Raw genomic sequence first — 11617 nt, 5'->3', positions numbered from 1 at the left:
CGCCGCCACGAGGCCTCCGGCGCGACGATGCGGGTGCCGGGTCGCGCCGGGATCGCGGTGGGGCCGCAGCGGGCGGAGACTCGGCTGAGAGGCGGGCGTGGGCATCATCTCTCCACGAAACCAGATCCCGGGCCCGGGCGCACCGGGAGCGCGGACCGTAGGCTCGGGCCCGTGAACCCCGACCGTCCCGACCCCGCCCCGGCACCCGTCGACCGCACCGGTGTCTCCCCGGTCACCACCGGTCTCGCGCGCGTGCTCGACGACCTCGTCCGCATCCCCGGCACCCGCTATCGCGTCGGTCTGGATCCGGTGATCGGGCTGGTCCCGGTGGTCGGCGACGCGGTCGGCACCGTGTTCGCGGCCGCCGTGTTCGCCGAGGCGGTGCGCAACCGGGTGCCCGTGCGGATCCTGTTCCGGATGGGCTGGAACTACCTGGTGGACGCCGTGCTCGGGCTGATCCCGTTCGTCGGTGACGTCGCCGATGCCGCCCACAAGGCCACGTCCAAGAACCTGCGGCTGGTCGACCGCACCATCGCCGACGGCAGACGCGTCGACACCGACGCGCGCGGCTACCTGCTGAGGGCGATCGGCGCGGTCGGGCTCATGCTGCTGGTCCTGCTCGGGATCGCCGGGCTGGCGCTGTTCGGCGTGGTCTGGCTCATCAGCCGGATCTGACCCGCGCCGGTCCACCTGCGCCGATCTACCCCCCGCCTATCTACCCCGAGGTGACGGGCAGGAGGCGACGGACCACGTCGTCGAGGGTGAGGACGCCGCGGACCTCGGAGACGTGGGTGCCCGGGTGCCCGCCGGATTGTTCGACGACGACGAGGTGCGCCCGTGCGTCGCGCATCCGGCGGAACGCCTCGGCGACGGTCAGGTCGTGCTCGAGGGACAGGCTCGACCGCATGAGCTCGCGGGCGGTGGCCGGCCCCTCCACGTCGATGGCGTCCCGAGCATGCACCACGCCGACGGCGGTGTCGTCCTCGAGGACCAGGAGCCGCAGGTGGCCGGTGCGGCGGGCGGTATCGCGGATCTCGCCCGGGGTGGCGTCCGCGCCGACGGAGGACATCTCCTCCGGCGAGGCGGGCGTGTCGACCCCGCGCTCCCCGAGCAGGTCGCCCACGGTGAGCTCCTGCAGCTCGAGGGCGCTGAGCAGCTGGCGCTGATGGGTGTCGTCCAGGGTCCCCGCCTCACCGGAGTGCCGCACGAGCTCGCGCAGTGAATCGGCGTCCTGACCGGCGGACACCTCGTCCCTCGACTCGACACCCAGCCGGTGCAGGATGTTGTTCGCCATGGCGTTGAGGGCGACCAGGAGCGGACGGGTGAGCCACAGGAACGCCCGCATCGGGATCGCCAGCAGGGTGGCCGAGTACTCGGGATGCGTGATCGACCACGACTTGGGGGCCATCTCGCCCACCACGAGGTGCAGGAACGTCACGATGATCAGCGCGAGGATGAACGCGATGACGTCGGCGGTCCACAACGGCAGGCCCCAGCCGGAGAAGACCGGGGTGAGCCAGTGGTGCACGGCGGGCTTGGTGATCGACCCCAGCGCCAGTGCACACAGCGTGATCCCCAGCTGCGCTCCCGCCAGCAGGAGGGTGAGTTCGGAGGCGTTGCGCAGGGCCGCCCGGGCGGCCCTGCTGGTGGCGGCGGCGTCCTCGAGGCGGTGGCGCCGCGCGGAGATGAGGGAGAACTCGACGGCCACGAAGAACGCGGACGCCGCGATGAGCAGGGCGGTCGCGGCCAGGACCACCCAGGGATTGCTCATGAGTCCGGTCTGGGCCTCGGCGGCCATGAGGGTCGTGGTGGGGGTCATCGTGTGGCCTCCTCGACCACGATGTGCAGCTCGGCGGGGACGCGACGCTCGATACGACGGACCTCGGCCCGCAGGACGCGGTCGGCGGAGACCTCCTCGAGGATGTCGGTGTCGGGCAGCGGGATGTCCACCCGGTCGCCGACGTCCGGCAGGTCACCGATCGTCTCGACGACGAGGCCGCCCAGCGTCTCGGCGTCGACCTCGGGCAGGGTGATGTCGAGCAGGCGCTCGACCTCGTCCAGGTGGGTGTCGCCGCCCAGGACCCAGCCCAACCCCTCACTGACCGGGGCGTCCCCGGCGGCCTGCGGGTCGTGCTCGTCGGCGATCTCCCCGACGATCTCCTCCGCCATGTCCTCCATCGTCACGACTCCGGCGAACCCGCCGTACTCGTCGACGACCACGGCCATCTCGGCCTTCTGTTCACTCAGGCGCGCCGCCACCTCGGGCAACGGCAGGGAGGTGGGCACGACGATCGGGGCCCGCATGACCTCCGACACCAGGGTCAGGGAGGTGTCCCGCTCGTCGTCGCAGATCACCAGCAGGTCGTGCAGGTCGACGATGCCGATGACGTCGTCGGAGTCCTCGCCGACCACGGGGTAGCGGGTGTGGCCGGTGGCCATCTTCGACAGCACGTCCGGGACGGCGTCCTCCCCGCGGACCACGTCGGTACGGGATCGCGGGATCATGGCGTGCTCCGCCGGCTGTCCGGGGAAGTCGAGCATCCGGTCCAACAGGCGGCTGAGCTCGGGGGAGAGTTCGCCGGTCTCACTGGACTCGTGGACTATGTGCTCGAGGTCGCGGGCGGTGGCGGAGTGCTCCTTGTCGTGTACCGGCTCGATGCCGACGGCCTTGAGCAGGGCCTCGGACGCCTTGTCGAACAACCCGATGAGCCAGCCGAACAGCGCCAGGTAGATGGTGGTCGACCGGGCCAGCCAGCGGGCGACGGGCTCGGGTTTGGCGATCGCCAGGTTCTTGGGCACGAGCTCGCCGAAGAGCATCTGCACGACGGTCGAGAACAGCAGGGCCAGGACCGTGCCCACGCCGACGCCGATGGCCTGTGGAACGGAGGCGAGGCCGAGTAGTTCGCCCAGTGCCCGCCCGATGAGTGGCTCGGCCACGTAGCCGACGACGAGGGTCGTGACGGTGATGCCCAGCTGCGCGCCGGACAGCATGAAGGAGGTCCGCCTGGTGACCCCGAGTACGCGGTCGGCGACGGGGTCGCCCTTTTCGGCGGCAGCCCCCATCCGCGAGCGATCAACGGCCATGAAGGCGAATTCCTGCGCCACGAAGTAACCCGTGAGCGCGGTGATGGCCAGGACGACGATGACGCCGACCAGGAGTGAGAGCGCGATGCTCATCCGGTGTCCCCCCTTCGGTGAAGGGGGCTGATAGATCGGGCCGGGGTGTCGGCTCGGCTCACTGGAGGTGCTCCTGCGCTTCTCGATTGCGCCCGGGGCAGATCGCCCGGGCTGATCGGTCCGATTCTCCCGTCTGGGGCACCGATTGTCGACTCCCACGCCTGCGGGGCAGCTCGCGCGGCATCGGTTTTGTCTGGCCCGGGGAGCAGGAGTATCACTGAGTTACATGACAACTCGGAATGCCGAGGTGGCTCTCGCCGATTCGGACCGCAGGTTCTTCGGCCACCCACTCGGATTGGCGAACCTGTCGGGAATCGAACTGTGGGAGCGGTTCAGTTTCTACGGCATGCAGGGTCTGCTGGCGTACTACATCTACTACGCGGTCGGCGACGGCGGACTCGGTTACTCCCAGGAGATCGCCGCCTCGATCGTCGGCGCGTACGGCGGTCTGGTGTACGCCTCCGCGATCCTGGGCGGCTGGGTCTCGGACCGCCTCCTCGGCGCCGAGAGGACGCTGTTCGGCGCGGCCGTGATGATCATGCTCGGCCACCTGTCGTTGGCGCTCGTGCCCGGGGCGATCGGCCTCGGGATCGGCCTCGTACTGGTCGGAGTCGGTGCGGGAACGCTCAAGGCCACCACCTCCACGGTGGTCGGCGACATGTACCGCCGGACCGACGACCGGCGGGACGCCGCGTTCTCGATCTACTACATGGCGGTCAACATCGGCGGTCTGACGGGCCCGCTGCTCACCGGGGTGCTGTGGGACAACTACGGCTTCCACTGGGGCTTCGGGGCGGCGGCCGCGGGTATGGCCATCGGGCTCATCCAGTACGTCGCGATGCGCGGCGCCACCCTCAAGGGCGTCGGCGCTGTCGTCCCCGACCCGCTCCCGCGGCCGCAGCGGGTCCGCTACCTGGGGATCGGCGCGGTCGTGGCGGCGCTCGTCGTCGCAGCCATCGCCACCGGCCTCGTGCCGCTGGAGTCACTGGCGGACATCGTCACCGCGATCGCCGTGGTCGGCGCGATCGCGCTGTTCGCCCTCCTCATCACCAGTGCGAAGACGGAGCCGATCGAGCGCAGCCGGGTGGTCTCGTTCATCCCGATGTTCGTGGCCTCGGTGGCGTTCTGGGCCCTGTTCCAGCAGCAGTTCACGGTGATCGCGATCTATTCCGACCAGCGACTGGACCGCAACCTGGGCGGCTGGGAGATGCCGGCGAGCTGGGTGCAGTCCATCAACCCGCTGTTCATCATCATCTTCGCCGCCGTGTTCGCGACGCTCTGGGTCAAGCTCGGGAACCGTCAGCCCTCGAGCCCGATGAAGTTCGCCCTGGCGAACCTCATCATGGGCATCGCCTACCTGGTGTTCCTGTTCTTCGTGGGCAGTGTGGCGACGCCGCTACTGGGCATCGTCGGGATCCTGTTCCTGTTCACGATGGCCGAGCTGCTGCTCTCGCCGGTTGGCCAGTCCCTGTCCACCAAGCTCGCCCCGGAGGCGTTCAAGACGCAGATGGTCGCGCTGTTCTTCCTCAGCGTCTCGATCGGCAGCGCGTTGTCCGGTGTGCTCGCGGGGTACTACGACCCGACGGACGCCGGCGCCGAGCGCAACTACTTCCTCGTGCTGGGCGTCGCCTCGATCGTCCTGGCCGGGATCATGGCCGCGTTGTCGCCGTGGATCAGGAAGAACATGATGGGCGTGCGCTGACTCCGCCCCCAGACACCACGAGATAAGAAGATCCGCTATCCGGATTCCGGATCGGCTACTCCATTCGGGAGCGCAGATCAGGAATCCGGATAGCGGATTTCGTAGGTCGCGTGGGCTACGTGGGCCGCGTGCGGGGACGTGGGGGGACGTCAGTCGGCGGAGCCGGACTGCCAGACCTCCCACGGCACCGACCAGTCACCGTTCTGCCAGACCCCGAGTTCGGGTCCGCCCGTGCCTTTGACCTCCACGACATCGCCCGTCACGGCCTGGTCGAAGTACCACTTCGCGTCGGTGGGCGACAGGTTGAGGCAGCCGTGCGAGGTGTTGGTGTTCCCCTGTGCCCACATCGACGACTCGAGCGCGTGGAGGTAGATCCCGTCGTTCGTGAGGCGCACACCGTGGTCGACGGTCACCTTGTACCCGGCGGACAACGGCAGGCCGTAGGTCGAGGAGTCCATCACCACGGAACTGGCCTTGTCGAGCACCGTGTAGTTGCCCGGCTGGGTCCAGAAGTGCATCGTCACGTCGCCGTAGGTGGCCCATCCGCCCTTGCCCATGGAGGTCGGCATGACCCTCACGGGTTTCTGGTCGTGGTAGACGGTGACGGTCTTGGTCGCGTCGTCGGCGATCGCCACGCGACGCTCGCCGATGGTGAAGTCGGCTTCCGCGCTCGCCCCGCCCCACTGCCCGCCGCCGAGGCTGCGTCCCTCGACGTCCAGCGCGACCTGCACGCGCGTGCCGGGCTCGTAATAGTCGCGGGGCCGCCAGTGCGCGGTCGAGTCGTTGAGCCAGAACCAGTTGCCCTCGACCTCGGGGGTCGTCGTGACCGTCATGTGCTTCTCGGCCTCGTCGCGATCGGCGATCGGCTGGTCGAACCTGGCCGCGACGATGATCCCGACGCCGTACTCACGGTCGGACTCGAGGGCGGCCCCGCCCGTGGTGACGAGGCTGGGCGTGACGACGGCCAGCGGATCGGCCATGGTGAACGTGCGGGTGTCGCTCCGGCTCCCGCCGGCCGCGCCCTCGTACGTGATCTCAAGGGTGTAGGTGCGCCCGTATCCGAGGGTGACGGCCGGCTTCCACTGGGAACCGTCGCGTGAGAGTTCGCCCTCGATCTCCTTGCCGGCATCGTTGGTGAGCACGGCGTCCGTGATGGTCCCGTTCTCCACGGTGGCCCGGACACCGTCCACCACGGCGACCTCCGTGGCACCGTCGGCCGGGGTCACCTCCAGCGTCGCCGGGGCGGGCGCCTCGGAGGTCGGAGTCGTGGGCGTCGTCTCCCCGGCGGAACCGACGGGCATCGGGATCGTGCACCCGGCGGTGACCAGGAGCAGGGCGAGGAGAGCGGAGAGCAGGCCGAGGGGACCCGGCACCGCCCGAGCAGAGTGGGTTCGAGACCTGGACAGGGACATGCGGTACTCCGAAAGAACGAACGCGGGGCCGCCGGTGAGTCCCGGCTTATGTCCACATGATGCACTCCGGGTCCGACACCGGGCCAATCGCCGGACCGACGGACGCCCGGTCGTTGTGGATTCGTGATCGAACCGGGGAGTCCCCGCTGGCGAACGCGGAGGCGTACAACGGAAGGATGAGCATCGACAAACCAGTGACCATCATCGGCGGCCACGGCAAGGTCGGCCTCCGCGCCGCCAGGATCCTGTCCGAGGCGGGTGCCGAGGTGTATTCGGTGATCCGCAATCCCGATCACGCCGACGACGTCCGCGCCGCGGGTGCGAACCCTGTCGTCGCGGACGTGGAGACGCTCGACGTCGATGGGCTCCGCGAGATCGTGCGCGGCAGCGGGGCGGTCGTCTGGACCGCCGGCGCCGGCGGCGGGAACCCCGACCGCACCTTCGCGGTGGACCGTGACGCCGCCATCCGCTCGATGGACGCGAGCGCCGCCGAGGAGGTGGGACGCTACGTCATGGTCTCCTACGACGGCGCGGGCCCCGACCACGGCGTCCCGGAGGACGACTCGTTCTTCCCGTATGCGGAGGCCAAGGGCGCCGCGGACGCGCACCTGCGCGACTCGGACCTGGGGTGGACGATCCTCGGGCCGGGGGCGCTGACCGACGAGCCCGGCGGCGAGACCATCGGGGTGGGCGACGACAAGCGCGAGGACCGGTCGACCAGCAGGGACGCGGTGGCCGCTGTGATCGCCGCCGTCCTGCGCCGACCGGACACCGCCGGTCGCACCATCGAATTCTCGGACGGCGACATCCCGATCGGTGAGGCGCTGACGAGGGAGTGACCGGCGGCGTTATTCTCTCCGCGTGAGGATCCTCGTGGGCGGTTCGTGGATCTCGGTGATCTGCGCGCTGCTCACAGCCCTGTGGAGTGTTCCGCAGTTCCTGTTCGAAGGAACCGTCACCCTCAGTTCCCACCCGCTGTTCGTGGTGCTGTTCCTCTTCCCGGCCCAGATCGGCGTCCCGGTGTGCCTGCTGGTGGCGCTCAACTCGCTGTTGATGGCGTTCCGTCGCCAGCTCACCACGAACCCGCGGCGGTTCCTGGCGGGCGGGCAGCTCATCACGGTCGTCCTGCTGGGCATCTGCGCAGCCCTCCTGATCTCGCCGACGACGTTCGGCCGCGAGTTCATCGTCATGGCGCTGGCCTTCCAGATCGGCCAGGTGGTCGTGGCGGTGGGGCTGGCCCTGCACCTGCTCCGCCGGCAGCGGCACCAGCGTGAGGCGGACGGCGCCCGCGCTCGGTGACGGGCTGACACTATGGACCGCATGCGTGCCATCCATATCTCCAGCCATGACGGACCCGCCGCCCTCGAGGTGGTCGACGTCCCCGAGCCCGACGCGGGTGCGGTGCTGATCGACGTCCACGCCGCCGGGGTGACCTTCCCCGAGGTGCTGCAGACGCGCGGCAAGTACCAGATCTCGCCGCCGCTGCCGTTCGTCCCCGGCTCGGAGGTGGCGGGCGTGGTGCGGTCCGCCCCCGACGGCTCGGGCTTCGCCGCCGGGGACCGCGTGTGCGCGTTCCCGGGTCTGGGCGGGTTCGCCGAGGTGGTCTCGGCCGATCCCGGTCAGGTGTTCCGTCTCCCGGACAGCTTGTCGTTCACGCAGGGCGCCTCGATCCCGATGAACGTGCTCACCGTCCACTTCGCGTTGGCCCACCGCGGCCGGCTGCAGGCGGGGGAGACGGTGTTGGTCCACGGCGCGGGCGGCGGGATCGGGATCGCGGCCACCCAGTTCGCGACCGCGATGGGTGCCCGCGTCATCGCCGTGGCCTCCACGGAGGAGAAGCGGGACCTGGCGCTGAAGGCCGGGGCGAGCGACGCGATCGCGCCCGAGGGCTTCAAGGACGCCGTAAAGGAGCTCACCGGTGGGAAGGGTGTCGACATCGTCGTCGACCCCGTGGGCGGGGACCGGTTCACCGACTCCATCCGATCCCTCGGCCAGGAGGGGCGGATCCTCGTCATCGGGTTCACCGGCGGCGAGATCCCCACGGTCAAGGTCAACCGGCTGCTGCTGGGCAACAAGAGCGCCGTGGGCGTGGGCTGGGGCGAGTACTGGATGTCCAATCCCGGTTACCTGCAGAAGCAGTGGGCCGAGGTCGAGCCGCTGCTGGCCGCCGGCAAGCTCGACCCGCTGGTGGGCGCCGAGTTCCCCCTGGATCAGGCCACGGAGGCCCTGGAGCTCATGGACGGCCGCGGCGCGGTGGGCAAGATCGTCCTCACCACCGGCCGCTGAGTTCCCTCCCGTCCCAGATCCCCGTCGAGAAGAGCGTTTCGCCCACTTCTACTCGGCAGACGCGGGCGAAACGCTCTTCTCGACGAGGGCGAGGCGGGGCGGGGCGAGGGCGGGCCGGGATCGACGACGACGAGGTGCGCTGCCGCCCCGGCGGGCCGAACCGGAAGGCCCCGACCTAGAACGCGCCCTCGGGCATGTGCATGACGTCCACGTCGAGCGCCTCGATGGTGGCCCGCGCGGCGCCGACCTGCGGCAGGTGGGCGCGGGCGAAGAAGTTCGCCACCGTCGCCTTGCCGGTGTAGAAGTCGTGGTCGTCGCCGGTCGCCTCCGGCAGCCGGTCCAGCGCCACGCCCGCCTCGCGCAGGAGCATCCAGCCCACCATGAGGTCGCCGACGGCCATGAGCAGCGGGACCGCTCCGAGCCCGATGAGGTAGAGTTTCTCGGGATCCTCCTGGGCGCCCATGAGGTGCTCGGTGAGGGAGCCGACCATCGACTCGACGTCGGCCAGGGCACCGGCCACTCCGGCGCGCGCGGTCTCGAGCTCGGCCGGGCCGGTCTCGGCGGGACCGGCCTCGTCCACGGTGCGGTGGATCTGCGCGGCGACGTGGCCCAGTGCGGTACCGCCGTCGCGGATGATCTTGCGGAAGAAGAAGTCCTGCGCCTGAATCGCGGTGGCGCCCTCGTAGAGGGAGTCGATCTTGGCGTCGCGGATGTACTGCTCGACGGGGTAGTCCTTGAGGTACCCGGAGCCGCCGAAGCACTGGAGCGACTCGGCGAGGCACTGGTAGGACCGCTCGGAGCCCACGCCCTTGACGATCGGCAGGAGCAGGTCGTTGACCGTGTGCGCGAGCTCGGGCCCGGCGCCGGAGACGACCTCCGCGGACACGATGTCCTGGTGGGCGGCGGCGTAGAGGTACACCGCGCGCAACCCCTCGGCGTACGCCTTCTGCGTGAGCAGCGACCGCCGCACGTCGGGGTGGTGGATGACGGTGACCTTCTTGGCGTCCGGGTTTCCGGCGTCGGCCATGTCGTTGCCCTGGACCCGCTCGCGCGCGAACTCGAGAGCGTTCAGATAGCCCGTGGAGAGGGTCGAGATGGCCTTGGTGCCGACCATCATCCGGGCGGCCTCGATGGTCTTGAACATCTGCTTGATGCCCAGGTGGTCGTCACCGGCGAGGAACCCCACCGCGGGTCGGCCGTGCGCGCCGAACGCCACCTCACAGGTCGCGAAGGCGGCCAGGCGCGTCTTCTTCTCGATGCCGGTGGCGTAGACGCCGTTGCGCTCGCCCGGCGCGGCGGTCTCCGGGTCCGGCATGTACTTGGGGACGAGGAAGTAGCTCAGGCCCTTGGTGCCGGGGCCGGCGCCCTCGGGCCGGGCGAGCACCTGGTGCCAGATGTTCTCGAACAGGTCGCCCGTGTCGGCGCCGGTGATGAACCGTTTGGTGCCCTCGATGTGCCAGGTGCCGTCGGGCTGCTGGATCGCCTTGGTGCGCACGGCGCCCACGTCGGAGCCGACCTCGGCTTCGGTGAGCATCATGGACGAGCCGTGGTTGCGCTCGATGATCTTGGTGGCCCACTTCTTCTGCTGTTCGTTGCCGATCGAGTGCATGATGCCGGCGAACAGCGGCCCGGACAGGTACATGAAGATCGACGGGTTGGCGCCCACGAGATACTCGGTGATCGCCCAGGTCACCAGGCGCGGTGCGGCCACGCCGCCGACGGCCGGGTCCACGCCGACGAGGCCCCAGCCGGCGTCCTGCCAGGGGCGGACGGAGGCCACGTAGTCGGGGTGGAGAGTGACCTCGTGGGTCTCGGGGTCGACGGTGGGCGGGTTGCGGTCGGCGGTGGTGAACGACGCGGCGACCGGTCCCTCGGCGAGCGCGGCGGCCTCCCGCAGCATGGTGCGGACCGTGTCGCCGTCGAGTTCGGTGGCGTCGTCGCGCTCGAGGATCTCGTCGAGTCCGAACACGTCGAACAGGTGGTTCGCACAGGGGGGCGCGTCACGTGCCCACCGTAGAGCACGGCGCCCCGCGGTCGGCGCGATTACGGACTGTAGTCCGGAATGTGGGTGGCGGTGCCGGACCGACTACCCCTGCAGGGCTCGCAACCGTCGCCCCGCCTCGTCGAGCACCTCGGGCCGTTTGCAGAACGCGAACCGCACCAGGTGGGACCACTCCGCCGAGAAGGCGTCGGTGAACGGGGCGAACGGCACCGCCGCCACGCCGATCCGCTCCGGCAACTCCAGGCACCAGGCCGCCGCGTCGGTCACCCCGAGTGGGCGCGGGTCCGCGGTGAGGAAGTACGTGCCCTGTGCGACGACGAGGTGGAACCCGGCACCCGAGAGCGTGTCCACCAACTGGTCCCGCCGAGCCTGCATGTCCTGCCGCAGCGTCGCGATCCATCTCTGCTCGTGACGCAGGGCGTGCGCGACGCCCAGTTGCAGGGGCGAGGCGACGGTGAAGCTCATGTACTGCCGCGCGGTGCGTGCCCCCGCGACCAGGTCCGCGGGGCCGGTGAGCCATCCGATCTTCCACCCGGTGCAGTTGAGCAGCTTGCCGGCGCTCGAGATGCGCAGGGTCCGTTCGGCCATCCCGGGCAGCGTCGCGATCGACACGTGCTCCACCCCGTCGTAGGTGAGGTGGGCGTACACCTCGTCGGAGATGGCGATCGCGTCGAACTCGTGGCACAGCGCGGCGATCTGTTCGAGGTCCTCGCGCGGCAGGACGGCCCCGGTGGGATTGTGGGGCGAGTTCACCAGCACGGCCCGCGTCCGCGGGGAGAACGCGTCCCGCAACGAGTCCACGTCGAGTCGGAATTCGCCGCCCGAGCGCACCATCCTCGCGGCGCGACGGGTGGCGCCGGCCATCGCCACCGTGGCCGCGTAGGAGTCGTAATACGGTTCGATCACGACCACCTCGTCGTCGTACTCCACCAGGCCCACCACCGCGGCGGCGATCGCCTCGGTCGCGCCGACCGTCACCACCACCTCGGTGTCCGGGTCGTGCACCAGGCCGGTGTGGGCGGTCTCGTGGTCGGCGGC

Annotated in this window: 10 protein-coding genes; 5 read left to right on the top strand and 5 right to left on the bottom strand. The window is 70.1% G+C overall.

All coding sequences use genetic code 11. From position 1 onward, the window contains the following. The first annotated feature begins 171 nt into the window (after positions 1-171). Positions 172-675 carry a DUF4112 domain-containing protein gene (locus G6024_RS10745; protein ID WP_069390357.1) on the top strand — a complete coding sequence of 168 codons (504 nt, stop codon included), beginning with the start codon at positions 172-174 and terminating at the stop codon, positions 673-675. A 40-nt stretch (positions 676-715) separates the two neighbouring features. On the opposite strand, the gene G6024_RS10740 is transcribed toward G6024_RS10745, so the two are convergent. Next, positions 716-1819, bottom strand: a complete 1104-nt coding sequence (locus tag G6024_RS10740; RefSeq protein ID WP_235027862.1) for a CNNM domain-containing protein — start codon at positions 1817-1819, stop codon at positions 716-718. After that, positions 1816-3177, bottom strand: coding sequence for a hemolysin family protein (locus G6024_RS10735; protein ID WP_159148678.1), 1362 nt, complete (start codon positions 3175-3177; stop codon positions 1816-1818). Before G6024_RS10735 ends, G6024_RS10740 begins: the two co-directional genes overlap by 4 nt. Positions 3178-3403: 226 nt before the next feature. On the opposite strand from G6024_RS10735, the gene G6024_RS10730 reads away from it, so the two are divergent. Next, positions 3404-4879, top strand: coding sequence for a peptide MFS transporter (locus G6024_RS10730; RefSeq protein ID WP_159148677.1), 1476 nt, complete (start codon positions 3404-3406; stop codon positions 4877-4879). Between the two features lie 149 nt (positions 4880-5028). On the opposite strand, the gene G6024_RS10725 is transcribed toward G6024_RS10730, so the two are convergent. Continuing rightward, positions 5029-6291, bottom strand: coding sequence for a L,D-transpeptidase (locus G6024_RS10725; RefSeq protein WP_159148676.1), 1263 nt, complete (start codon positions 6289-6291; stop codon positions 5029-5031). Between the two features lie 176 nt (positions 6292-6467). Between G6024_RS10725 and G6024_RS10720 the strand changes: the two genes are divergently transcribed. Genes G6024_RS10720 through G6024_RS10710 form a run of 3 tightly spaced genes read left to right on the top strand, consistent with a single transcriptional unit; the run spans position 6468 to position 8577 of the window. Then, positions 6468-7130 carry an SDR family oxidoreductase gene (locus G6024_RS10720; RefSeq protein WP_119192565.1) on the top strand — a complete coding sequence of 221 codons (663 nt, stop codon included), beginning with the start codon at positions 6468-6470 and terminating at the stop codon, positions 7128-7130. A 22-nt stretch (positions 7131-7152) separates the two neighbouring features. Then, on the top strand, positions 7153-7590 hold the full coding sequence (locus G6024_RS10715; RefSeq protein WP_119192559.1) for a hypothetical protein: 438 nt from the start codon (positions 7153-7155) through the stop codon (positions 7588-7590). 21 nt (positions 7591-7611) lie between these two features. Further along, positions 7612-8577: an NADPH:quinone oxidoreductase family protein gene (locus G6024_RS10710; protein WP_159148675.1), complete on the top strand. Its 966-nt coding sequence runs from the start codon at positions 7612-7614 to the stop codon at positions 8575-8577. Positions 8578-8752: 175 nt separating this feature from the next. Here G6024_RS10710 and G6024_RS10705 read toward each other — a convergent pair whose 3' ends face one another. Next, entirely contained in the window at positions 8753-10546 is a 1794-nt protein-coding gene (locus G6024_RS10705) for an acyl-CoA dehydrogenase family protein (protein WP_235027861.1), read from the bottom strand. Positions 10547-10663: 117 nt separating this feature from the next. Beyond that, positions 10664-11617: aminotransferase class I/II-fold pyridoxal phosphate-dependent enzyme (locus G6024_RS10700; RefSeq protein ID WP_159148674.1), on the bottom strand; the 954-nt coding region annotated here is incomplete at its 5' end.

Origin of the sequence: Dietzia maris, assembly GCF_014144855.1 — a bacterium.
GTDB lineage: Bacteria > Actinomycetota > Actinomycetes > Mycobacteriales > Mycobacteriaceae > Dietzia > Dietzia kunjamensis.
Note: the sequence above shows the minus strand (reverse complement) of the source record. Positions and strands in the feature narration are given on the sequence as shown.